The organism is Ruicaihuangia caeni, assembly GCF_029952955.1.
Taxonomy (GTDB): domain Bacteria; phylum Actinomycetota; class Actinomycetes; order Actinomycetales; family Microbacteriaceae; genus Ruicaihuangia; species Ruicaihuangia caeni.
The window spans coordinates 132180-155978 of record NZ_JASATX010000004.1; the positions used below are offsets into that span (position 1 = coordinate 132180).

A 23799-nucleotide genomic window follows, 5' to 3' on the forward strand; every position below is an offset into this window, starting at 1 on the left:
TCACTCGGGAACCGCATCATGCGCGTGAGCCGTGGGAATCACGGTGCGCAGCCCGAGACCGGTCGCGACGCGGTTGGTGTACGAGAAGTACGCCGAGAGGTTGTTCGCCGCCACGATGTCGCGATCGCTCAGGCCGGCACTGCGCAGGCGCTCGATGTCGCGCTCGCGGATGCTCCCCGGTGCGAGCGTCAGCTTCGACGTGTATGCGATGAGCGCGTCGAGGCGCGCGTCGCCCGTGTCGGGGTCGGCGTGCTGGGCGACGAGACGCTCACGAGCCTCGTGGCCGAGCCCGAGCTCGCCGAGCTTGACCTCCAGCCCCGATGAGCAGTGCGGCGTCTCGTTCAGCCGTGACGTGACGAACGCGATCACACGCCACTCGAGCTCATCGAGCTCGCCGCGAACGGCGTCGACCACCTTGTACAGCCGCAGCCGCTCGAGCACGAGCTCGGGGATGAGGCTGCCGAGCTGCGTGTACTCCGTGGGCTCGCCGAGCTTCGCCGCCTGCCAGTCGTACGCCTGCTTCAGCGTGCCGGAGGCGGATGCCGGGGGCACCACGTCGACCCAGGCGTCGATATAGCGGCCACTGCGAGCGGTCGTGGCCGGCTCGTTCGCCTCGGCGCGCGGCGTGCCCGCGTGCACGGTTCCTGCCGGGGCGCTCACAGGGCGATCTCCGGGTCGAGGAACTCATTGGTGACGAAGTCCTCCGCGGTGAGTCCTGGCGCGACCTTCTGTCCGCGTTCGCTGAGGAGCGGTGCGACGACCTTGATGTACTCGTTCAAGCGGTCGAGGTCGAAGCTGCCGAACACGCCGTCTGGGCTGTTCGCCACGATGCCCTCTTCGACAGCGATGGTCGACGACCAATCGACGATGCCCGGGGTCAGCTCCCAGCCGGAGCCGTCGAGCTGGTCGACTACATCCAGCAGCACCTGGTTGGTGGGCGCCGGGTCGTGGGCGTAGTCGACCGCAGCCTGTTGGAACAGCGGTACGAGCTTCTCGAGGCAGGGTCGTTGGGCCTCGAGCTGGTCGGCACGGATGCTGACCTGGCTCGTGTAGGCGTCGTACTCATCGCCGACGCTCACGTACTTCACGGGCTTTCCCCACGCGGGAACGTCGTGCTCGTACTTGTAGACCTCGCTGGTGAGCAGGCCCTGCTGCAGCACCTTGCCCTCTTCGAGCACGAATCGGGCGGGGTCTCCCTTGTAGGAGGCGTCGATCTGCGCAGGGTCGAGCAGGTCGAGGCTGGTCAGCACGTCGAGGTAGGGCGCACCCTCCCACGCGAGCACGGTCTCGCCCGACTCCTTCACCTCGGTGAGGTTCTTGAAGTCCCACTCGTCGTCGCCCCAGAAGAAGACGAGCGGCGTTTTCACCGCGTAGGTGAACACCGACACCGTCGGGAAATCCTGCGAGGCGCCGATTGAGTCGTCGGTGGTGGTGATGCCGAACGTGATGGAGTCGTCGGAGTAGAGCTGCGCGAGCGGCAGTTGACCGCCGGTCGCCGGCCCGCCGGCGCGGATTTCGAGATCGATGCCCGTGCTTCCGAGCGGTCCGGTGTAGGTGTACTTCTCAGCATCCACTTCGCCGGCGTCGCCGATGAGCTGGTAGGTCCAGCCGTGGTCCGCTTGTGGCCACCAGTTCCACTGGATGCTGACGGTCGATGGGCAGACGTCGGCGAGCGGTGTGGTGTAGCGCGCGGCGGCGCTGCCCTCGATGACCGCGTTCTGCTCGGGCGCCGAGGCTCCGCTGTCGGTCTCGGTGGCGCACGCGGCGAGTGAGGCGGTGAGCGCGGCTGCGGTCAGCACAGCCGCCGCGGTGGTTCGTTTCTTCATGGGAATCCTTGTCAATCAGAGAGGTCGTTCAGGTCGTCGGTCGTGGAGCACGGCTGCGCGGGATGCCGGCGACCGCCGCGCCGCTCGTTCGACCGCAGCAGGCTGCTGTGCTCGGTCTGTCGTTGGCGGGGTGCCGCGGTCAGCGGCCGGCTGTCGGCATTCGGTCGGTGGCCGTCACCGGTCGCCGGTTCCGGCGGTGCCCACCGTGCTCGCCTGCCAGGCGGCGCGTGCCGCCGGACGGGTCGAGGGGCGCCTGCCATTCGGTGACGGCCGTGCGCGACACGACGCGGCCCCGCCGGAACACGATGCGCTCGGCCGGAGCCCGGCCGATGAGGTCGGCGAGCGAGGTGGCACGCACCGCGACGAGATCGGCGTCGGACCCCGGGACGAGATCGACGGGCGGCGCCCCGACCACCGCGCGGGCAGCGTCGGTGATCGCGCTCAGCGCCGTGTGCAATGGGCGGTGGCCCGCGGTGACGAGCAGTGACGCGGTCTCGAGCGGGTCGGCTCTTCCAACCGGGTTGAACGGATCTGCGATGTTGTCGGCGCCCGCCGCGACGGTCACTGCGGCGTCGCCGAGCGAGTCGAGCGCCGTGATCCCGCGCGGGTGCCTCGCGGTGCCCGACACGGCCGCGCGGCCCTGAAGGTAGAGGTTCGACTGCGGAAGGGTCACCACCCCGACGCCGCTTGCGGCCAGTCGGCGTGCGACGTCTCGCTGCACCGCAGGCGTTTGTGATGCGAGGCTCACGATGTGGCCGACGGTGATCGGGTGGTCGAAGCGCTCGGCGAGCTCGGTCACGAGCGGCAGGAGGAACACACCCGGGTCGGTCGTCTCGTCGATGTGCAGATCGAGCGGGAGCCCTGCGTCACGGGCAAGGGCCGCAAGGCGCGCCAGCGCGGCGGGCGGGTCGACGTCGAGACTGGGAGCGCCGCCGACGCCGTCGACGCCGAGTTCGATCGCGCCATGCAGCGCGCGCGTGTGGGCGACGGCATCCGACCCGCTCGTCGGAAGCGCATGGCCCGCGATGACCTGCAGTTCGACGAGCCCGCTGAACTGCTCGCGCAGGGCGAGCAACGCACGCACTGCCGCGAGGCCGGTGTCGGCTGCCGTATCGACGTGAGTGCGCAGCACTGTGACCCCGCTCGCGAGCGCTCGCCGCAGCGTCGACTCCGCTCGACGGTAGACGTCGTCTTCGGTGAGCAGCGGACGCTCTCGCAGCCAGGCTGCGATCGCACCATCGAGATCTCCGGTGGGGTTCGGAGCCCGATCGATGGTGAGCGTCTTATCGAGGTGAGTGTGCGGTTCGACGAAGGAGGGCAGCACGATGAAGCCGCTCAGATCGTGCAGTTCGGTGCCGTCGAGCCGCTCGGCAGCATCGTCGATCGCCGTGCGCGAGTGCGACAACGAGCCCGGCGCGCCCACCTCGTCGATGACCCCGTCGACGACGCCGATGTCGATCGCTTCGCCATCGATCGTGCGCGCCCCCAGCAGGAGCGCGCGGCCGGGTGCGCTCATTGCGACGTCCTCGCCGACTCGTGCCATGAGCCGATCAGCAGCCGGGTGATGAGACCGAAGCCCCAGAACACCAGCAGCCCGAAGGCAGAGGTGATGAAGACGCCGGCGAAGAGCTGTTCAGGCATGAGCCGCTGCGTGTAGCCGTCGAGCAGACGGCCGATGCCGGCCTGCCCCTGCCTGAAGAAGAAGTCGCCGACGATCGCGCCAGTGACCGACATGCCGGCCGAGGTGCGCCAGCCCGTCGTCATCGCGGGGAGCGCCCCGGGGAGCAGCAGCTTCGTGACGGTGTGCCAGCGCCCGGCGCGGCGAAGCCTGAACAGGTCGCGGTGATCGCGTTCGGCCGATTGCAGGCCGAAGAGCGTGCTGGTGATGATCGGGAACAGCGCGATGAGCACGCAGACGAGCACTCGGCTGCCGAACCCGTAACCGAACCAGAACCCGATGAGGGGCACGAGCGCGAGCACGGGAATGGTCTGGAGCACGACCGCCCAGGGGTAGATCGACTGCTCCACCCAGACCGCCTGACTCATCACCAGCGCGAGCACGGTGCCGATCACTATCGACAGCACGAGGCCGACGAGCGCGACCTGCGCGGTCGCGAGCAGCCCGTCGATGATCTCACCGCGGTTCCGGGGGTCGAGCAGCCCGACCGCGACCACCTGCCCCGGCGGTGGCAGCAGGAAGCGCTTGTGCTGTTCGAGCCCATACGTGCTGAACAGCCACCAGAGCGTCACGACCGCTGCGAAGACGATGAACGGCGCCGCGATGCGCCGAACGCGCTTCGCGGGAGCGTCGGCGGTTCGCCTCACGCGGCTCAGCGGCGCGCTCATGAGTGCGCTCGCAAGGCTTCGGAGACCTCGGAGGCGACCCGGGAGAAGGCGGCGTCGAAGCGCAGGGCGGGCGAACGGTCGTGGTCGAACGGAACCTCGAGCTCGGCGACGATCCTGCCGGGTCTGGCCGACATGACGAGCACACGCGTGCTCAAGTACACGGCCTCCGCGATCGAGTGCGTGACGAAGAGCCCGGCGAAGCGTTCACGCGCGAAGATGGCGAGGAGCTCGTCGTTGAGCCGTTCACGGCTGATCTCATCGAGCGCGCCGAACGGTTCGTCGAACAGGAACACCCCCGGGCGGAGCGTGAGGGCCCGCGCGATCGATACCCGCATCCGCATGCCGCCCGAGAGAGCGAGGGGCCGGTGCTGTTCGAACCCGGCGAGCCCGGTCAACGCGATCGCGTCGGCGGCGAGCGCCCGCCGGGTCGCGCGGTCGATGCCTTCGAGTTCGGCCAGCAGTTCGACATTGCGCTGCACCGTGCGCCAGGGCAGCAGGCTCGCGTCTTGGAAGATGTAGCCGACTTCGCCGTTGACCTCGACGCTCCCGCTCGACACGGTGTCGAGCCCTGAGGCGAGCCGGAGCAACGTTGACTTTCCGCAGCCCGAGGGCCCCACGAGGGAGACGAACTCGCCCGGTGCGACGGCGAAGCTCGTGGACGACAGCGCTTCCGTGCCGCCTCGATACGTCTTCGCTGCCTTTCGGAAGCGAATGCCCTCTGCGGTGGGCTCTTCGAACGGCTGCACGTGTGGCGGACGGCCCGGCTGCGCGCTGTGGTCGGCCGAGGCGTGCGCGGCCGACGTCGGCGCGATGCGCTCCTCGCGCTGCGTGTCGATGACCGGCATGCTGCTTCCCCCTCTGCGTCGTTCGTCGGCCCCGAAATGCCGCTGCGCTCACGCCTGCCGCATGGCCCCGTCAGGACGAGGCATCGCGGCGGCGAGTGTTGCGCGGCGCGCTCTGGCCGACTTCGAAACGGTGTCGTGGCGGCAACGGTAGACGCGACGGGCGGCGCTGCGGCGCCAGGTTTCGCCATGTGACCGCGTGTGCCGTCGTATGACGTTCTGCTTCGCTGGATGACACGATGTCGTGGCGCGATCGCGCCGGAGTCCCTACGCTCGTGTGGTTCGGCGGAAGCGCTTCAGAAGCCCCCACCACGTGACACGGAGCATCGCTTCGACGACGATCGCCGAGCTCATCTTCGACCGGCCCTGTGTTCGCTCGACGAACGTGATGGGCACCTCGTCGATGCCGATGCCGGCTTCCTGCGCCCTGCGTGCCAGGTCGACCTGGAAGCAGTAGCCGCGCGACACGACACGATCGAGGGGCAGGCGGCGCAGGGCACCAGCGCGCCAGACACGGTAACCCGCCGTGGTGTCGCGCACCGGCAGGCCGAGCATCGCCCGCGCATAGCTGTTGCCGGCACGGCTCAGCCACTCGCGGTGCCTCGGCCAATGAGCGATCGTGCCGCCGGCCACCCAACGCGATCCGATGACGAGCCCCGGCGTGTCGACCGCCTGGGCGGGGGCTGCGGTGTGGCGCCCGGCTGCGGGCAGCGCATCGTCGAGGCCCGCTCCTCCGGTCGAGCCGGTCTCGCTCGCCTGATCGGACGAGGCGACAGGACCCAACCGCTCGAGCATCGCAGGCAGAGCGGATGCCGGATGCGAGCCGTCGGCATCCATCTGCACGATCACGTCGTAGTCGCGATCGAGGGCCCACGCGAAGCCGTCGAGGTAGGCGCCGCCGAGTCCTGTCTTGCTCGATCGGTGCAGCACGTTCACTCGCGGATCGCGCTCGGCCAGCGCATCGGCGAGCGCGCCGGTTCCATCCGGACTGGAGTCGTCGACGACCAGCACATCGGCGTCCGGCTGCTGCTGCAGCAGGAGTGCGATCACGCGCTCGAGGCTGTCCGCCTCGTTGTACGTCGGCGTGATCACGAGCAGGCGCGCGCCGACTGAAGCCACCGGCACATTGTGCCAGCCCTCGCGCTATTCCGCCCGTGCAGGAGGTCCGTCGCAAGGCGCCGCCGCGATGGACTCGCACCGCGTTAGCCTGGGCGCATGCAGTTCTCCAGGTCGAGGCAGCGATTCCCGCAGCTGCGCGTCGTCGACTCGTCACCCTCGACGAACGACGAACTGCGCGGTTCGAAAGTGCCCGACTTCAGCATCGTGGTCACCGATCACCAGACCGCGGGCCGCGGCCGCCTCGGCCGCAGCTGGATCTCGCCCGCGGGACAGACGCTCGCGGTCTCAGTGCTGCTCCGCCCGCGCGACGGTGCAGGCCGGCCGGTCGCCCTCGATCACATCGGCTGGCTGCCGCTGCTGGCCGGTCTCGCGATGGCCGAAGCGGTCGAGGCGACGCTGCAAGCGCACGGATCGGCAGCTCGCGTCGGGCTGAAGTGGCCGAACGACGTGCAGATCGCCGGGCTGAAGGCGAGCGGCATCCTTTCGGAGCTCGACCGCGATGCCGTCGTCGTCGGTGCCGGCCTGAATGTCGCCATTCCCGCGGAATCGTTGCCCACGCCTGTCTCGACATCGCTCGCGCTTCACCTGGGCCGCGCAACGGGCAGCGGTGCGGGCCGCGTCAGCTCTGCGGCATCCAGCGACGCAGGCCCCAGTGCGTTCGGACCCAGCACTGCGGAACTCTGCGACATCGCGCTCCTCGCCTTCCTCGAGCGATTCGAGGAGCTGTACCGGCGGTACTGCGCCCACGGTGGCGACGCGGATGCCGCCGGCCTGCGCGCCGAGGTCACTGAAGCCTGCACGACGGTCGGCGAGCCAGTGCTCGTGCACCTTCCCGGTGACCAGCGCCTGCGGGGCACGGCCGAGGGCATCGACCACTCGGGTCGGCTGCTGGTGCGCGCCGAGGACGGTGTCGAGCACGCTGTCGCCGCCGGTGACATCACGCACCTGCGGTATGAATGAGGGCATGTCGCAGCAGCCCGTGACCCGAGAGCCGGAGGTCGTCATCGCCCGGCTCAGGCCGCACGCGCGGGCGATGTTCTGGCCGACCATCGCACTGATCGCGATCTGCGCCGCAACCGGATACTTCATCGGGAAGTTCCCGGAGCCGTGGTCGCCGTGGATCGTGCTGGCCGGCGCGGCCCTGCTGGCCGTCCTGCTCTGGGTGCTGCCGTACTTCGCCTGGCTCGCCAGGTACTACACCATCACCACGCGCAGGATCGTGCTGCGCAGCGGGTTCCTGGTGCGAGTGCGCCAAGAACTTCTTCACGGCCGCGGCTATGACGTGACCGTGAGGAAGAACGGCCTGCAGACGCTGTTCCGCACCGGAGACGTGCTGATCAACACAGGGCTCGAGCATCCGACCGTGTTGCGCGATGTGCCCGACGCCGATCTCGTGCAGGCCGCACTGCACGATCTGGTGGAGCAAGGGCAGACGATGATGGCCGGGATCCGTCAGCGCGAGCAGGCTCGGCCCCATGACGAGACGACCGTCTGGGGCAGTCGATAGGTCGTCGGGCCGCGCTGCGCAAGCCGGCAACCGCGACGCCCTATCGTGAACGCTCTGCGTCGCCTGCGTGTCGCTTCGGCGAAAAGGGGTGACGCGGGCGCTTCGCCGCCGCTAGTGTGCAGACGTGCGGATCTCGGTCATCGGCTGTGGATACCTGGGGGCCGTCCACGCCGCCAGCATGGCGAAACTGGGCCACGACGTCGTCGGCATCGACGTCGATCCGGCGCGGGTCGAGACCCTCGCCCGAGGAATCGCGCCCTTCTTCGAACCAGGGCTGAGCGAGCTGCTCGTCGAAGCCCGGGACCGCTTGCGCTTCAGCGTCGATATGGGCGCGGTGCGGGATGCCGACCTGCACTTCATCGCGGTCGGGACGCCCCAGCAACCCGATAGCAACGCGGCAGACCTCCGCTATGTCGAAGCCGCGATCGACGGCCTGCTTCCGCACCTCAGCGCCGGTGACCTGGTCGTGGGCAAATCGACCGTTCCCGTCGGCACCGCCGCGCGTCTCGCCGAACGCGTCGCAACGACTGGCGCAAGGCTCGCGTGGAACCCCGAGTTCCTGCGCGAAGGGTTCGCCATCAACGACACGCTGAGCCCCGATCGCCTCGTGTACGGCATCGCCCCCGGTGATGTAGCGGCGGTCACAGTGCTCGACGAGGTCTATGCGGGCGCGATCAAGGCCGGCACCCCCCGCATCGTCACCGACTACGCCACCGCTGAACTCGTCAAGGTCGCCGCGAACGCATTTCTCGCCACCAAGATCTCATTCATCAACGCCATGGCAGAGATCGCCGAGGCGACTGGCGCCGACGTGACTCAACTCGCGGATGCGATCGGTCACGACCCCCGCATCGGCCGCCGCTTCCTGAACGCGGGGCTCGGGTTCGGAGGGGGATGCCTGCCCAAAGACATCCGCGGCTTCATGGCCCGCGCCGAAGAGCTCGGCGTCGACCAGGCGCTCAGCTTCTTGAGCGAGGTCGACGCCATCAACCTCAGACGCCGCAGCCGGATGGTCGACCTGACGCGCGAGTCGGTCGGAGGGTCGCTCGAGGGCAAGAACATCGCGGTCTTCGGCCTCGCCTTCAAGCCCGACTCCGATGACGTGCGCGACTCTCCCGCGCTCGATGTCGCCATGCATCTGCTCGACGAGGGCGCGCACGTCGTCGCCACGGACCCGAAGGCGATCGAGACTGCCCGATCGAAGTGCCCCGGGCTCGACTATGCGCCGGATGCCGCGACCGCCGCCCGTGACGCAGACGCGATCGTCGTGGTCACCGAGTGGGCGCAGTACAAGACGCTCGACCCGCACGGCCTTGCACCGCTGGTCGCGGCGAGAGTGATCATCGACGGCCGCAATTGCCTCGACCCCGCGGTCTGGCGGGCCGCCGGATGGCACTATCGCGCCCTCGGGCGCCCCTAGGCAGTGCGCGCATCCTCCGACTTCCACTTCTCTCCGGGTGTCCGCGCCAGTCCCTCGATTGCGCGCCACGAGGAGGTGGCGCGCTCACGAGCAATTGGCGCGGATGCCGTTGGCAGCGTCGCCAGTGGGCATGAAGTGAAGCGTGCCTAGGGCAGAATGGATCGGGCCGCGATTCGAGCGAACGCCGCCCGAGACCACAACCCACAATCCAGCGGGAGCGACATGACCTTGAAAGTCGGCGTGATCGGTGGCGGGCAGCTCGCGCGCATGATGATCCCCGCGGCCATCAACCTCGGCCTCGACATCCGCGTGCTCGCCGAGACTGAGGGCATGTCGGCGGCGCTCGCAGCATCGGAGGTCGGCGACTACCGCGACCTCGACACCGTGCTCGCCTTCGCCGAGACGGTCGACGTGGTCACCTTCGATCACGAGCACGTGCCGCAGCCGGTGCTGCGCGCCCTCGTGGAGCGCGGCGTCGAGGTGCACCCGGGTCCCGACGCCCTGCAGTGCGCGCAGGACAAGATCGACATGCGCGCGCGGCTCACCGAACTGGGGCTGCCGGTTCCCGCGTGGGCCGCGGTCGAGACTGAAGACGAGTTGCAGCAGTTCATCGACGCGCACGGCGGCGCAGCCGTCGTGAAGACCGCGCGTGGCGGGTACGACGGCAAGGGCGTGCGCGTCGTGCGCGCGGCTCACGAGGCGACCGACTGGTTCACCGCCCTCGCCGAAGATGCTCGAGGCGGGGCACTGCTCGCCGAGGAGCTCGTCGATTTCAGCCGCGAGCTCGCGCAGCTCGTGGCCCGCCGCCCGAGCGGCGACATCGCCGCGTGGCCGGTGGTCGAGACCCTGCAGCGAGACGGTGTGTGCGTCGAGGTCATCGCGCCGGCCCCGGCATTCGCACCCGCCGCCGATGAGCACACGGATGCCGGCGTCTCCACGGTCGAGGCGAGTGGGACCGCCGCGGCCCGGCACGGCCGCCACCTCGCGTCCCCCGCATCGGCCGACCTCGTCGAGCGCGCCGAGCAGCTCGGCCGTGCGATCGCCGAGGGGCTCGGTGTCACCGGGGTGCTCGCGGTCGAGATCTTCGAGGCGCGCGACGGGCGCCTGCTGGTGAACGAGCTGGCGATGCGCCCGCACAACTCGGGGCACTTCTCCATCGACGGCTCGACCACGAGCCAGTTCGAGCAGCACCTGCGCGCGGTGCTCGACCTGCCGCTCGGAGACACCTCGCCGTTCGCTCCATGGAGCGTCATGGTGAACATCCTCGGCGGCCCGCAAGACGGCCCCCTCGACAGCCGGTACGGCGCGGCGCTCGCAGCCGAGCCGACCGCGAAGATCCATAACTACGGCAAAGACCCGCGACCCGGGCGCAAAGTCGGGCACGTCACGGTCACGGGCGATCGCCTCGACGACGTGCTCCAGCGGGCGCGCGCCGCCGCCGCTCACTTCGCCTGAGGTGCCTACCATGGACCACGTGTCGCAACCGTCGCAGCCGCAATCGCAGCAGGCCCAGCACCACCTCTCGCACGAGCCGGAGCACCTTCCCGTGCAGCCTGGACCGCACCACACTCCCGCGGGCGAGCCAAACGTCGGCGGCCCGCTGGTCGCGATCATCATGGGCTCCGACTCCGACTGGCCGGTGATGCAGCAGGCCTCGGCAGTGCTCGCTGAGTTCGGCATCGCCCACGAGGTCGAGGTCGTCTCGGCGCACCGCACGCCCCGCAAGATGATCGAGTTCGGCGCTCGAGCAGCCGACCGCGGCATCCGTGTCATCATCGCGGGCGCCGGGGGAGCGGCTCATCTCCCCGGAATGGTCGCCTCCGTCACGACGCTGCCGGTGATCGGAGTACCGGTGCCGCTCGCGAAGCTCGACGGCCTCGACTCGCTGCTCTCGATCGTGCAGATGCCGGCCGGCATCCCGGTCGCGACCGTCTCGATCGGCGGCGCGCGCAACGCCGGACTGCTGGCGGCTCGCATGCTGGGAACGACGGATGCCGCACTCCAGCAGCGCCTCGCCGACCACGCCGCCGAACTCGAGCACCTGGTGGCCGAGAAGAACGCGGCGCTGCAGCAGACGCTGACCGGCTCGCCGGCCGCCTCTGCTCAGGCTGTCACCACTGCTCAGCCTGTCACCACCGCTCAGCCCACCACCGCCACCGAGCGCGCACAGGACCAGTGACCCGCGGACAGTGACCCCGCACACCACGCACGCCCCACCGGCAGCGACGCCGTTCGACGGTGCCGCGACCTTCGGCACGCCGCTTCGTCAGCCCGATACCGGTTCGCCCCGCATCATGACCGGACGCGCGTGGTGGCTGGTCGTCCTCAACCTGGTGATCCCCGGCTCGGCGCAGGTGCTCGCCGGCAACCGTCGGCTCGGGCGCTTCGGCCTGGGCGCCACGCTCCTGCTGTGGACCCTCCTCGTCATTGCGCTGGTGCTGTGGTTCGCCGCTCGCGCATTCCTGCTCACGATGGCGACGAACATCATCGTGCTCTGGGCCGTGCAGTTGCTCGCGCTCGCCTACGCAGTGCTCTGGCTGGTGCTGACGGTCGACGCGCTCAGGCTCGCGCGCATCGTGCGCGCCGCACCGGGTGCCCGACCGTTGATCGCCGGCTTCACTGTGCTCTCACTGCTGGTCACTGTGGGCGGTGCGGCGTACCTCGGGTACCTCACCGGCGTCGGCCGTGACGCGATCGCCAGCCTCTTCGGTGACGGTCACATCGCCGAGCCCGTCGACGGCCGCTACAACATCATGCTGCTCGGCGGTGACGCTGGACCCGACCGGCTTGGGCTGCGGCCCGACAGCATCTCACTCGTGAGCGTCGACGCCGAGACCGGTGCGAGCACCCTGATCGGCATCCCGCGCAACCTCTACAACGCACCGTTCTCCGACGATTCACCCCTGTGGGGCCCGTTCCCGACGGGGTACGACTGCGGCGACGACTGCCTCATCAGCTACCTGTACATGTACGGCGAGGAGCACCCCGACCTGTACCCAGACGCTGCTGACCGCGGGAGCACCCCGGGGGTCGAAGCCATGCGCGACGCAGTCGAAGGGGTCACCGGGCTCACAGTGCAGTACGCGGTGCTCATCGACATGCAGGGCTTCGCGCAATTGGTCGACGCGCTCGGCGGGGTCACCATCGACGTCGCCACTCCGCTGCAGTTGGGCGTGAACGGGCAGCCCGCCATCGGCGTCATCGAGGCCGGGCGGCAGCACATGGACGGTGCCACCGCGCTCTGGTACGCGCGCAGCCGCTACAACACCACCGACTTCGACCGCATGGAGCGGCAGCGGCAGGTGCAGGAGGCGATCCTCGCGCAGGCCGACCCCGCCAACGTGCTGAGCAAGTTCCAGGCGGTCGCGTCAGCGGGTGTGCAGGTGGTGAAGACCGACATCCCCCAGCCCATGCTGGGTCGCTTCGTCGAACTGGCGCAGAAGTCGCGTGAGCAACCGGTGACCGAGCTCGACCTCGTGCCGCCGACGATCGACAATGTGATGCCCGACTTCGACGTCGCGCATTCGCTCGTGGCGGATGCCGTGGCGCCCCGCGAGCAGGAGCAGTAGCCGTCGCAGCAGGTCGACCGGCGCTGCGCGAGCTGCGCTTCGTCCCGACTCGCTGCGCTTCGCCTCGCGGCCGCGCGTCAGCGCGCGATGAGCTGCGGAATGAGCTCGCCGAGGAACTCCGCGGTGTCTTCCCAGCCGCTCACCTCGTGGCAGCGCACCCCCATCGCCTTGACGGGGTAGTCGTTGCCGTCGGGGTCGAGCCGGTCACCCACGAAGAGCATCTCGTCGAGCGGGATGCCGGTCACGTCTGAGAGCCGCTGCATCCCGTAGGCCTTGTCGATGCCCTTGCGCGTGATGTCGACCGAGGTCGATCCGCCCGAGCGCACTTCTAGGTCGGGGAGCAGTTCAGCGACTGCGGCGCGCAGGGCGTTCTTCTTCTCGCCCGTCGGGTCCCATGCGGCCTTCGCGTCGACGGGAGCGGACTGGCCGAGCGCGGAGAACGTGATCTGCGAGCCGCGGTCCTCGAGAATCGGACCCCACGTCTCGGTCTCCCAGTAGCCGAGCCGGCGAGCCTCTTCCTCGACCGCGTCGAGTGCTCGCTGCTTCTCGTCGTCGGTGAGGTGCTCGGCGTAGACCGCCGACCAGCCGTACTCGCCGTGCCTGAAGTACTGGGTGCCGCAGGTGGGCATCAGGTGCAGTCGTGCGAGCGCCTCGTCGTCGAGCTGCGGCAGCCGATCGACCACCTGCTTGCGGAACTGCTCGAACTGCCCGCCGGAGATCACGCAGACCTCGGTGGTCTGCAGCAGTTCACCCAGGCGGTGGGCGATCTCGTCGGGCAGCGGCGACTTCGATGGCGCGAGCGTGTCGTCGAGATCGAAGGCGATCAGTTCGAATGGCATGGCCCTCAATGGTACCGGGGCACCCTCGGAACCGGCGATGAGTCGGGTCTGGCGGCGGAGTGAACGGCGGATGCCGCGGCCCAGAAGCGACTAGCCCGGAAGCGACCGGCCCAGCAGCGACGTGCTAGAGGTCGGCGTGAAGCTGCCACACCTTCTCGGCCGAGTCGCGCCAGCTGAATGCCCTGGCGCGGTCGGATGCGAGCACCGAGAGGCGTGCCGCGAGCTCTCCATCGCTGAGCGCTTCGCCGATGGCGATGGCGAGGCGCTCGGGGTAGTTGCGGCGGTCGTCGCGAGCAACCGCGAGGCCGGCGCCCGCCGCCACCTCCAGGTGTGCGGGGGCATCCGAGTACACCGTCACAGCGCCGAACGAGAGCGCCTCCATGAGTGGCAGGCCGATGCCGTCGTCGACCGTCGGCGCTACGTAGACCGTCGCCCGGTCGAGCGCGACGGCGAGTTCCTGGTCGGTCAGCCTGCCGTAGACGCGCACGCGCGACGAGTCGAGGCCAAGCGATGCGGTGTGCTGCTCGATCGCCTCACGCGCGGCATCCGAGGCGCCGGTGATGACCAGCGGAACGTCAGGAGCCGCACCGGTCGCCATCGACGTGATGAGATCGCCGAGTCCGCGCGCCAGATTGAGGCTGCCCGTCGTCAGCAGGTATCGCTCGGGCAGGTCGAGCGCCGCCGCGCGCGCGTCGGCGTCGATGGGCACTCGCAGCTTCGAGCTGACGGCCGCGCTGATCACCCGCACCCGTTCACCCACGTCGACGAAGTGCGACAGCTGCTCGGCAGTGCTGTGCGTGGGCACCACGATCGCGTCGGCGTGCTTGGCCGCGCGCTTGATCATGGCCCGCTGCCACGCGACCTCGGCGGTCGACATCGTGGCCGGGTTGGTGAAGGCGGCGGCGCTGTGGATCGTCACCGCAGATTGCCGGCCGCGCGCCTCGAGCCGGTCGCTGGCCTGCAGCGGGGCGAGCAGGCTCGTCGAGTGCAGCATGCCGCTGAGCCCGCCGGTGTCTGCAAGCAGGCGGCGAGCGCCGTTCGGCACCAGCTGCTCGAACTTGCCGCCCGCGACCCACAGTGTCTGGAGCGCGCGTCGGCTCATGCGCAACCGCACGAGCGATTCGAGACCGGGCAGCACCTTCTCGATCGCCTTGATCTCGGAGTCGTGGGCGGCCGACACGATGCCCACCACACCGCATCCGGCCGGGGCGGTCTCGATCAGGGCCCGTGCGAGCTCTTCCGAGTACCTGCCGATGCTTCCGGGCAGGCGCATGTCGTCGAGCACGACGCGCAGCGTGATCATGATGCGACCCTCATTGCGCGGTGCTGTCTCCCGATGAGATGGCTCCGGTCGAGACGGCTTCGAAGAGGGCTTCGCGCCAGTCTCGCATCGGGGGCACGCCCGCCCGCGCCCAGCCGTCATGCCCGAGCACCGAGTACGCGGGTCTCGGGGCCGGACGCACGAAGCTCGCCGAATCCGTCGGCTCGACTCGCGCCGGGTCGAGCCCGGCCTCCCCGAAGACGGCGCGAGCGAACTCGTACCAGCTCGCCTGCCCGCTGTTGGTGCCGTGGTAGACCGCGGCGGGCGCGTCGGCGTCGATGAGGGCCACGAGCTGCTTCGCGAGATCCATGGTCCAGGTGGGCTGGCCGACCTGGTCGGTCACGACCGAGACGGTGGGGCGGGATGCCGCCAGCTTCAGCATCGTTGCGGGGAAGTTGCCGCCGTGCTCGCCGTACAGCCACGCGGTGCGCACGATGAAGGCGCCCGCCGGGTGCGCCTCGAGCGCGAGACGCTCGCCCTCGGCCTTGGTACGGCCGTACGCGCTCACGGGATTGCGCAGGGTGTCTTCGGCATAGGGAGTGGACGCGGTGCCGTCGAACACGTAGTCGGTCGACACCTGCAGGAGGCGAGCCCCAGCCTCTGCCGCGACGATCGCCAGGTGCCGGGCGCCGGTCGCGTTGACCGCGTATGCGCGATCCTCGTCGGCCTCGGCGTCGTCGACCCTCGTGTACGCCGCAGCGTTGATGATGGCGTCACCCGAGCCGATACCGGTCTCGCGCACCGCGGCCCGCACGGAGGCGAGATCGGTGACGTCGAGCTCTGCGCGGCCGAGGCCCACGGCATCCCGGCCCTCGAGCACCGTCATGAGGTCGTGCCCGAGCATGCCGCCCGCGCCCGCGACCAGAATCCGCGTCATGGCTACTGGCCCTGCGCCTGGTAGCGCGCCTCGGTGGCCGACTTCTGCGGCATCCACCACGCCTCGTTGGCGCGGTACCACGCGATGGTGTCGGCAAGGCCCGCCTCGAAGTCGGCGAACGCCGGTCGCCATCCCAGCTCATCGCGCAGCTTGCTCGGGTCGATCGCGTAGCGCAGGTCGTGCCCCGGTCGGTCGTTCACATGGTCGTAGGCGTCGGCCGGCTGCCCCATCTCGCGCAGGATCAGCTCGACGACCTGCTTGTTGTTGCGCTCGCCGTCGGCGCCGATCAGGTACGTCTCGCCGAGGCGCCCTCGCTCGAGCACCGTGAGCACCGCCGAGCTGTGGTCGTTCGCGTGGATCCAGTCGCGCACGTTCTCGCCCGTGCCGTAGAGCTTCGGACGCTCGCCCAGCAGCACATTGGTGATCTGTCGCGGAATGAACTTCTCCACGTGCTGGTACGGCCCGTAGTTGTTCGAGCAGTTCGAGAGCGTGGCCTTCACGCCGAACGATCGCACCCAGGCGCGCACGAGCAGGTCGCTGCCCGCCTTGGTCGACGAGTACGGGCTCGACGGGTTGTATGGCGTCGTCTCGGTGAAGCGCTGCGGGTCGTCGAGCTCGAGGTCGCCGTAGACCTCGTCGGTCGAGATGTGATGCAGCCGGATGTCGTGACGACGCGCGGCTTCGAGGAGCGTATAGGTGCCGACGATGTTCGTGTCGAGGAACGGCCTCGGGTCGTCGAGCGAGTTGTCGTTGTGGCTCTCCGCCGCGTAGTGCACGACCGCGTCGTGCCTCGCGAACAGTTCGTCGACGAGCGCGGCGTCGCAGATGTCGCCCTTCACGAACTGGAATCGGTTGTCGGGCAGACCCTCGAGCGAGGCGAGGTTGCCGGCGTAGGTGAGCTTGTCGAGCACGGTCACCGTGTGGTCGGAGTGCTCGATGAGGTAGTGGACGAAGTTCGAGCCGATGAACCCGGCACCGCCGGTGACAAGGATCTTCACGAATGCTGCTCCTGCTCGTTCGGCCGTCGCGCGCGAGCCGAGGAGGCCGGTTCGCGCGGTCGCGGTCGATGCGATGAACGGATGCCGCAGGCATCCCACCGGCGACCGCCCGAGTCTACCGAGGCCGCCTCCGTGATCGCCTGAGCGAGAGCGTCTCATTGCGCCGCTGACTACACTCGGCCTCGTGCAGATTCGCGAGCTGAGCATCCCCGATTCCTACGAGATCACGCCGAAGCAGTTCGCCGATGACCGCGGCGTCTTCCTCGAGTGGTACCGCTTCGACCGGCTCGAAGAGGCGGTGGGGCGCTCGCTCGACCTGCGCCAGGCGAATACGAGCGTGTCGAAGCGCGGGGTGGTGCGCGGCATCCACTTCGCCGATATCCCGCCCAGCCAGGCGAAGTACGTGACGGCCACCCACGGTGCGGTGCTCGACTTCGTGATCGACATCCGCGTCGGATCGCCGACGTTCGGCCAGTGGGACTCCGTGCTGCTCGATGACCAGGACCGCCGTGCGATCTACATCGCCGAGGGTCTCGGGCACTGCTTCGTCGCGCTCACCGACGATGCCACCGTGAGCTACCTCGTCACCGACGTGTACAACGCGCCCCGCGAGCACGGCATCAACCCGCTCGACCCCGAGGTGGCGCTGGTGTTCCCGGATGCCGCGGGCGAGCCGCTGCTGTCACCCAAAGACACCGAGGCCCCGTCGCTGGCGGAGGCCGCGGCATCCGGCCTGCTCCCCACCTGGGACGCCGCGCGCGCCTTCTACGCGGAGCTCAACGCGCGCTGACGTTCGCCGCGTATTCGTGCGTCGACTCTGGCGCCACCGCGCCAGACCCCCAGCTCTCGCGAGGGTTTGCTGCATCCGCGCGCGTTGCAACCCAGCGGTCTGCAGCGAACCCTCGCACCAACGCGCGCGACCGCGGTCGAGCGGCAGGTGACGCGCCAGCAGATGCCGAGAGGCAGGTGACCGGCCGAGCGAGGGGCGCCTCAGTCAGCAGCGGCCGCCCGGGCCCGCCGCTTCGCGATTTGCGAGCGCACCCACAACCCCACGCGCAACGCGGCGCGCACCGGCCACAGCAACGCGCCGGGGTAGCGCCGCGCGAGGAATCGCGCTGCGCTGCGGTGATGCGCGTCGATCATCGCGGCCGACTCGCCGCTCGTCGAATGAGCGCCGGTGTGCAGCACGCGCGCCTGGGGCGCATACACGTTCCGATACCCCGCCTTGCCGATCCGGTACCCCAGATCCACGTCTTCGAAGTACATGAAGTAGCCGTCGTCGAAGCCGCCGATCGAGTCGAACACCGACCGTCGCACGAGCACGCAGGCGCCCGAGAGCCATCCGGCATCCCGCTGCGCGCTATCGGCGTCGGGCGCGTCGAGATAGGCACGGCTCCATCTGTTGCCGGGCCACACGTTCACGAAGAGTGCATGGCCGACCCCGTTCCGCAGTGACGGGATGCGCCTCGCAGACGGATAGATCGTGCCGTCCTCGTTCAGGATCGCCGGGCCCACCGCACCGATCGAGGGATCGGTGTCGCCCACTTCGACTAGCGCATCAATCGCTCCCGGCTCCAACAGCACATCGGGGTTGCTGATGAGCATCCACTCGACGCTCCCGGGCAGCTCGGTCACGGCACGATTGATCGCACCGCCGTACCCGGGATTCGCGGGGATCGACAGATACCGAGCACCGGATGCCGCGGCCAGTTGCTCGGTGGCGTTCACGTGCGCGGGGCTCGGTGCCGTCGCGGCGACGACAGCACCCCGTCCGTCGCTCCAGGTCGGCCGGTTGTCGGCGATGACGACTTCCACCGGCTTCGCGGTGGCCGCCCGAACAGTGGGGAGAAAACGGGCCAGTTCCTCTTCCGACCGGTATCCGACGGTGATCACGCCGAGGCGCGGAGGCGGGGTCGAGGAGGAAGCGGTCATGGGCGGCTCTCATCCTACTGTCGGCGTCTGCGCCCCGGACTGGGGCCGCGCCGGATGCTGCTGACCGCTCCGACTGTGGCAGGGGTCCAGCCGGCGCTCGGTACGCTATTGAGGGTCTGCGGCCAGAACCCGGCCGACCACCGAACGAGGCCCGATGTCTTACCTGAGAACAGTGCTCGATTCACGCGAGCTGCTGATGTACCTCACCCTCCGTGAGGTGAAGGGCAAGTACAAGCGCACCCTGCTCGGCCAGCTCTGGTCGCTCGCGAATCCGCTCGCGATGATGGTCGTCTACACCTTCATCTTCGCTTTCATCTTCCGAGTTCAGCCCGACCCGGGCGATCCGAGCGGGCTCAATGTCTTCGCCCTCTGGTTGCTCTGCGGGCTGTTGCCCTGGCTGTTCTTCGCCAAGGTGGTGAGCGGCGGCGTCGACTCGCTGGTGAGCAACGCTGGGCTCATTCAGAAGGTGTACTTCCCGCGCGTCGTGCTGCCGCTGTCGCTGGTGACGGCATCCGGGTACAACTGGCTCTTCGAGATGGCCGTGCTCGTCATCGCCCTGATGATCGTCGGCGCCTGGGTGCTGCCGTGGTTGCCTCTCGTGCTGCTGATGATGCTGCTGCTCGCCGTCTTCGCGGCCGGCGTCTCACTGCTCGTCGCCGTGGCGAATGTGTACTTCCGCGACACCGAGCACCTGCTGAGCATCGTGCTGCAGCTTTGGATGTACCTGACGCCGATCATCTACCCGCTCTCGCTCGTCCGGAACCTCTCCAACGATGTCGGCGGCCTGCTCGGGACTCCGATCACCCTGCTCGACATCTTCCGGCTGAACCCCATGGAGCGGTTCGTGGCCGTGTTCCGGCAACTGCTCTACGACAACCGCTGGCCCGATCTCGGTGACCTCACCTTCTGCATCGTGAGCGCTCTGCTCGCGCTCGCGCTGGGTTTCTGGGTGTTCGCACGCAAGGAGAAGGGATTCGCCGAAGCGCTATGAACGCCGTCGAGATCGATCAGGTCAGCAAGAGCTTCCGGCTGTACCACGAGCGCAATCAGACGCTGAAGTCAGCGATCATGCGCCGCCGCCGTTCGGTGCACGAAGACTTCTGGGCGTTGAAGGACGTGAGCTTCGACGTGCCGGAGGGCTCGACGTTCGCGTTGATCGGCAGCAACGGCTCCGGCAAGTCCACGCTGCTGAAGTGCCTCGCGAAGATCTACTGGCCCACCTCTGGCAGCATCCGCTACAACGGGCGCATGGCCGCGATGCTCGAGGTCGGCTCAGGCTTCCACCACGAACTCTCCGGTCGCGAGAACATCTACCTCAACGGCTCGATCCTCGGGATGTCGAAGAAGGAGATCGACCGCAAGTACGACCAGATCGTCGACTTCTCAGGCGTCGAGCAGTTCATCGACCAGCCGGTGAAGAACTACTCGTCGGGCATGTACGTGCGTCTGGGCTTCTCGATCGCGATCAGCGTCGAACCCGACATCCTGGTGGTCGACGAGGTGTTGGCCGTCGGCGATGCCGAGTTCCAGGAGAAGTGCCTGCAGAAGTTCCGCGACTTCCGCGATGAGGGGCGCACCGTCATCCTGGTGAGCCACTCCATGGAAGCCGTGCGCGACATGTGCGACCACGCCGCCTGGCTCAACAAGGGCCACTTGATGACGGTGGGCGACGTCGATTCGACGATCGAGGCGTATCTCGGCGGCAAGGGCGCGCACGGCGCCGCTTGAAAATCCCCTGACTAGACTGTGCCGAGCGTTGCGTCAGTAGCCGACACGCTTCCCGCAGGGGAAGAGCTCCGCCGGCGGCCACGCAGACTCGATCACTGAACGGGGGAAGATGCGCGGGATCATTCTGGCCGGCGGCTCCGGCACCCGGCTGTGGCCCATCACCAAGGGCATTTCGAAGCAGCTCATGCCGATTTATGACAAGCCGATGGTGTACTACCCCTTGTCGACCCTGATGATGGCGGGGATCAACGAGATCCTGATCATCACCACCCCGGAGTACAACGAGCAGTTCCGCGCCCTCTTCGGCGACGGTTCTCATCTCGGCATCCGCATCGAGTACGCGGAGCAGCCGTCTCCCGACGGTCTCGCCCAGGCGTTCATCATCGGTCAGGAGTTCATCGGCGACGACAGCGTGGCGCTCGTGCTCGGCGACAACATCTTCCACGGGGTCGGACTGGGCTCGAACCTGCGCAAGCACACCGACATCGATGGTGCGCTCATCTTCGCCTATCACGTGTCGAACCCCACGGCGTATGGCGTGGTCGAGTTCGACGATGAGATGCGTGCGCTCTCGATCGAGGAGAAGCCGCAGCGCCCCAAGAGCAACTACGCGGTGCCCGGCCTGTACTTCTACGACAACCAGGTGATCGAGATCGCGAAGTCGATCACGCCGAGCGCCCGCGGCGAACTCGAGATCTCCGATGTCAACCAGCGCTACCTCGAGGCGGGCAAGCTCAAGGTGCAGGTGCTCGACCGAGGCGTGGCCTGGCTCGACACCGGCACGTTCGAGTCGATGATGCAGGCCGGCGAGTACGTGAGGGTCATCGAGGACCGGCAGGGCTTCAAAGTCGGCTGCATCGAGGAGATCGCCTGGCGTGCAGGGTGGATCGACGACGCGCAGCTCGAGAAGCTGGCCGAACCGCTGCTCAAGAGCGGCTACGGGCAGTACATCACCACGCTGCTGAGGCGCGAGCGGTGACGGTCGCCTCCGCCACGTCGTCGGAGGCGACTCGCAAGACCGTCAGCATCGGCCAGGCGCTCAACGGCTCGAACAACTCGCTGGGACTGCTCCGTCTCGTCATGGCCGCACTGGTCATCGTCGACCACGCGTTCCCACTCGGAGGATTCGAGGGAGACCTCTTCCGACGATTCACCCAGGGGCAGGTGTCACTCGGAGGCCTCGCCGTCGCGGGGTTCTTCGCGATCAGCGGCTACTTGATCACGAAGAGCGGCATGTCGGGCGACGTCGTGCAGTTCATGTGGCGCCGCTCGCTCCGGATCTTCCCCGCCTACTGGCTCGTGCTGCTGGTGACCGCCTTCATCGCTGCGCCGATCGTGTGGGTCTCGAACGGTGACAACCTCGCCGATCTGTCGGTGGCCGCGTTGCTGGCCTATCTCGCCGCCAACTGGACCCTGAACATCGGTTCATTCGGCATCGGCGACCTGCTGGCGGGCACAACGCCCTACGGGGAGCTCACCGGCGGAAGCGTCTTCAACGGCTCGATCTGGACCCTGATCTACGAGTGGAACTGCTACCTGCTCGTCGCCGTGCTTGTCGCGTTCGGATTGATGCGATGGGTGCGGGTCGCCGCGCCCGCGCTCGCCGTCGGCTTCCTCATCTTGATCGTCGCGGCGGCGGTCGACGCGCAGGCGATCGCGACGCTGCTACCGCTGCTCGCCGACCCGTACTCGCGCACCCTCGGCTTCACGTTCCTTGTCGGGGCCGTGCTGGCCGCCTACTCCCGAGAGGTGCCCTTCGACGACAGGCTCGGCATCCTGGCCGGCATCGTGCTCATCGGATCGTTGCGACTCGGCGGCTTCTCGACGATCGGCACGATCGCCGGTGCATACTTCGTGCTCTACCTCGCCGCGCGGCTGCCGCGGGCGCTCCAGCGCGTCGGCAAGGTGAACGACTACTCGTACGGCGTGTACATCTACGGGTTCGTCGTGCAGCAACTCCTCGCGCACTTCGGCGCGCAACGGCTCGGTCTTGTTCCCTATATCGGTCTCGCACTCGTGCTCTCACTCGGCTGCGCCTGGGTGAGCTGGCACCTCGTGGAGAAGCGCGCCATGCGTGCGAAGTCTTGGGGACCGGGCCGAGGAGCGCGGTACTGGCTCGACAGGATGCCGCGCCGCAGCCGGCATCGCCAGTCCGACGACCGGGGGGCGGGAGCCGTCGCTCCGCACGGCGCTGCCATCGACACCGGCACTCTCCGCGACGCCACCATCGACAGCGCCATCATCGATGACGCCCTCATCGACGCTGCTCGCATCGACTCCGACCTGGCCGACCCCGTGGAAGCGGCGCTCACACCTCCGGTGCTGACCGAAGAACCGCCGCAGTCGCCCGTCGATGCTCCGGCGGTCTCCGCACGACCCTCTGCGCCTCCGACCAGTTTGGCCGCGGCTCCGGTGCTCGCAGGCGCGACCGATGACACCGTGGTCAGCCTGCCTGAGGAATCGGACGAGACCAGGCAGCTCACCAAGCCCTGACCGGCACTCAGGAACAGAATCGCCCACCCTGTCACAATGTGGGAGTGACGGTGACCGACTCGACCGGCCCGGCTGTTCAGCCGCGGAGCCTGGTGATCCAGCAAGTCCTCTACCGAAACGATGCCGACGGGCTCATTCGAGCCGCCGAGGCCCTGGCGAACAGCGTGAAGTGGGCGCGCGAAGACGGCGTCATCGGCGACTGGACGTTGGCCCTCGGCGATTGCTCGCCGCAGCCTGCACTGACCGGTTCCGAGGTCGACGGCATCCGATCTCATGTCGAGCAAGCGGGCGGCACGCTCACGGTCGAGTTCTTCGATGAGAACCTCGGCCACGGCGGTGGTCACAACCGACTGGCGAAGTCGACGACAGGAGACCTGCTGCTCGTGCTCAACCCCGACTCGATGCTCGGCGCCGACAGCGTCGGCGCGCTCGCGCGCACTGTGGCAGGCGATATCGCCCTCGCCGACGGTCGGCAGATCCCGTTCGAGCACCCCAAGGAGTACGACCCGAGAAGCTTCGACACCTCATGGGCCTCCGGGGCGTGCTCGATGCTGCAGCGCCAGGCGTTCGACCAGGTGGGCGGCTTCGATCACGAGACGTTCTTCATGTACTGCGATGACGTCGACCTCTCGTGGCGCCTGCGGCTCGCCGGGCATCGCGTGGTTCACGAGCCCGCCGCTCGGGTCTTCCATGACAAGAGACTCTCCACGGCGGGCGATATGCAAGCGAGCGACACCGAGCGCTACTACTCGGCAGAGGCAGCCGTGCTCCTGCCGTTCAAGTACTCGCGTCCCGACATCGCGCGATCGATACTCAAGCAGTTCGAGGCCGAGGGCTCCGACGTCGCGCGTCGCGTCGTCGCCGAGGTCGCGCGGCGGGAACGCGAAGGCACGATGCCTGCGCCGCTCGATGCCGAACACCGCATCGCCACCTTCGTCGACGGCAATTACTCGCCGAACCGATTCTGACGATCTCGAGGGAA

The 23799-nt window shown here is 68.5% G+C and carries 22 protein-coding genes and 1 pseudogene; 12 read left to right on the forward strand and 11 right to left on the reverse strand.

Annotated features, from left to right (window positions below; translation table 11 throughout):
* From QF206_RS10425 to QF206_RS10450, 6 genes are all read right to left on the reverse strand, one after another.
* Complete coding sequence (locus QF206_RS10425) at positions 1 to 660, reverse strand: carboxymuconolactone decarboxylase family protein (protein WP_281489163.1); 660 nt, start codon at positions 658 to 660, stop codon at positions 1 to 3.
* Complete coding sequence (locus tag QF206_RS10430; RefSeq protein WP_281489164.1) at positions 657 to 1826, reverse strand: hypothetical protein; 1170 nt, start codon at positions 1824 to 1826, stop codon at positions 657 to 659. The genes QF206_RS10425 and QF206_RS10430 overlap by 4 nt, the downstream gene beginning before the upstream one ends.
* Positions 1827 to 1965: 139 nt before the next feature.
* A complete protein-coding gene (locus QF206_RS10435; RefSeq protein WP_281489165.1) occupies positions 1966 to 3342 on the reverse strand; it encodes an amidohydrolase family protein in 1377 nt (458 codons plus the stop codon).
* Positions 3339 to 4172 carry an ABC transporter permease gene (locus QF206_RS10440; RefSeq protein WP_281489166.1) on the reverse strand — a complete coding sequence of 278 codons (834 nt, stop codon included), beginning with the start codon at positions 4170 to 4172 and terminating at the stop codon, positions 3339 to 3341. Before QF206_RS10440 ends, QF206_RS10435 begins: the two co-directional genes overlap by 4 nt.
* Positions 4169 to 5017, reverse strand: a complete 849-nt coding sequence (locus QF206_RS10445) for an ABC transporter ATP-binding protein (protein WP_281489167.1) — start codon at positions 5015 to 5017, stop codon at positions 4169 to 4171. The genes QF206_RS10440 and QF206_RS10445 overlap by 4 nt, the downstream gene beginning before the upstream one ends.
* A 264-nt stretch (positions 5018 to 5281) precedes the next feature.
* Complete coding sequence (locus QF206_RS10450) at positions 5282 to 6133, reverse strand: polyprenol monophosphomannose synthase (protein WP_281489168.1); 852 nt, start codon at positions 6131 to 6133, stop codon at positions 5282 to 5284.
* Positions 6134 to 6229: 96 nt separating this feature from the next.
* Here QF206_RS10450 and QF206_RS10455 point away from each other — a divergent pair, with 96 nt between their 5' ends.
* The 6 genes and pseudogenes from QF206_RS10455 (at position 6230) to QF206_RS10480 (ending at position 12629) form a co-directional block, all read left to right on the forward strand.
* The gene (locus QF206_RS10455) at positions 6230 to 7093 is read left to right on the forward strand and encodes a biotin--[acetyl-CoA-carboxylase] ligase (protein WP_281489169.1); all 864 of its coding nucleotides are present in this window, start codon (positions 6230 to 6232) and stop codon (positions 7091 to 7093) included.
* 4 nt (positions 7094 to 7097) lie between these two features.
* Positions 7098 to 7640: a PH domain-containing protein gene (locus QF206_RS10460; RefSeq protein ID WP_281489170.1), complete on the forward strand. Its 543-nt coding sequence runs from the start codon at positions 7098 to 7100 to the stop codon at positions 7638 to 7640.
* Between the two features lie 124 nt (positions 7641 to 7764).
* Positions 7765 to 9060, forward strand: a complete 1296-nt coding sequence (locus QF206_RS10465; RefSeq protein ID WP_281489171.1) for a UDP-glucose dehydrogenase family protein — start codon at positions 7765 to 7767, stop codon at positions 9058 to 9060.
* A gap of 222 nt (positions 9061 to 9282) precedes the next feature.
* Complete coding sequence (locus tag QF206_RS10470; protein ID WP_281489172.1) at positions 9283 to 10515, forward strand: 5-(carboxyamino)imidazole ribonucleotide synthase; 1233 nt, start codon at positions 9283 to 9285, stop codon at positions 10513 to 10515.
* Between the two features lie 160 nt (positions 10516 to 10675).
* Positions 10676 to 11140, forward strand: a pseudogene (gene purE / locus QF206_RS10475) (5-(carboxyamino)imidazole ribonucleotide mutase); the annotation flags it as partial.
* A 109-nt stretch (positions 11141 to 11249) separates the two neighbouring features.
* A complete protein-coding gene (locus QF206_RS10480; protein WP_281489173.1) occupies positions 11250 to 12629 on the forward strand; it encodes an LCP family protein in 1380 nt (459 codons plus the stop codon).
* A 77-nt stretch (positions 12630 to 12706) separates the two neighbouring features.
* Here the strand turns inward: QF206_RS10480 and QF206_RS10485 are convergent, their stop codons facing one another.
* The 4 genes from QF206_RS10485 to rfbB all read right to left on the reverse strand — a co-directional run bounded on the left by QF206_RS10485 (position 12707) and on the right by rfbB (position 16664).
* The gene (locus tag QF206_RS10485) at positions 12707 to 13468 is read right to left on the reverse strand and encodes an HAD-IIB family hydrolase (RefSeq protein WP_281489174.1); all 762 of its coding nucleotides are present in this window, start codon (positions 13466 to 13468) and stop codon (positions 12707 to 12709) included.
* A 124-nt stretch (positions 13469 to 13592) separates the two neighbouring features.
* A complete protein-coding gene (locus QF206_RS10490) occupies positions 13593 to 14771 on the reverse strand; it encodes a glycosyltransferase family 4 protein (protein ID WP_281489175.1) in 1179 nt (392 codons plus the stop codon).
* A 10-nt stretch (positions 14772 to 14781) separates the two neighbouring features.
* Positions 14782 to 15666, reverse strand: coding sequence for a dTDP-4-dehydrorhamnose reductase (gene rfbD / locus QF206_RS10495; protein ID WP_281489176.1), 885 nt, complete (start codon positions 15664 to 15666; stop codon positions 14782 to 14784).
* A gap of 2 nt (positions 15667 to 15668) precedes the next feature.
* Entirely contained in the window at positions 15669 to 16664 is a 996-nt protein-coding gene (gene rfbB / locus QF206_RS10500) for a dTDP-glucose 4,6-dehydratase (RefSeq protein WP_281489177.1), read from the reverse strand.
* A 184-nt stretch (positions 16665 to 16848) separates the two neighbouring features.
* Here rfbB and QF206_RS10505 point away from each other — a divergent pair, with 184 nt between their 5' ends.
* On the forward strand, positions 16849 to 17454 hold the full coding sequence (locus tag QF206_RS10505) for a dTDP-4-dehydrorhamnose 3,5-epimerase family protein (protein ID WP_281489178.1): 606 nt from the start codon (positions 16849 to 16851) through the stop codon (positions 17452 to 17454).
* A gap of 200 nt (positions 17455 to 17654) precedes the next feature.
* On the opposite strand, the gene QF206_RS10510 is transcribed toward QF206_RS10505, so the two are convergent.
* Positions 17655 to 18596 (reverse strand): glycosyltransferase family 2 protein, encoded by a 942-nt coding sequence (locus tag QF206_RS10510; protein WP_281489179.1) that lies wholly within the window; start codon positions 18594 to 18596, stop codon positions 17655 to 17657.
* 154 nt (positions 18597 to 18750) lie between these two features.
* On the opposite strand from QF206_RS10510, the gene QF206_RS10515 reads away from it, so the two are divergent.
* The 5 genes from QF206_RS10515 to QF206_RS10535 all read left to right on the forward strand — a co-directional run bounded on the left by QF206_RS10515 (position 18751) and on the right by QF206_RS10535 (position 23785).
* Positions 18751 to 19587 carry an ABC transporter permease gene (locus QF206_RS10515; RefSeq protein ID WP_281489180.1) on the forward strand — a complete coding sequence of 279 codons (837 nt, stop codon included), beginning with the start codon at positions 18751 to 18753 and terminating at the stop codon, positions 19585 to 19587.
* Complete coding sequence (locus QF206_RS10520) at positions 19584 to 20324, forward strand: ABC transporter ATP-binding protein (RefSeq protein WP_281489181.1); 741 nt, start codon at positions 19584 to 19586, stop codon at positions 20322 to 20324. The genes QF206_RS10515 and QF206_RS10520 overlap by 4 nt, the downstream gene beginning before the upstream one ends.
* Before the next feature lie 109 nt (positions 20325 to 20433).
* Positions 20434 to 21303 (forward strand): glucose-1-phosphate thymidylyltransferase RfbA, encoded by an 870-nt coding sequence (gene rfbA / locus QF206_RS10525; RefSeq protein ID WP_281489182.1) that lies wholly within the window; start codon positions 20434 to 20436, stop codon positions 21301 to 21303.
* Positions 21300 to 22817 (forward strand): acyltransferase family protein, encoded by a 1518-nt coding sequence (locus QF206_RS10530; RefSeq protein ID WP_281489183.1) that lies wholly within the window; start codon positions 21300 to 21302, stop codon positions 22815 to 22817. Before rfbA ends, QF206_RS10530 begins: the two co-directional genes overlap by 4 nt.
* A gap of 44 nt (positions 22818 to 22861) precedes the next feature.
* Entirely contained in the window at positions 22862 to 23785 is a 924-nt protein-coding gene (locus tag QF206_RS10535) for a glycosyltransferase family protein (protein WP_281489184.1), read from the forward strand.
* Positions 23786 to 23799 lie beyond the last annotated feature (14 nt).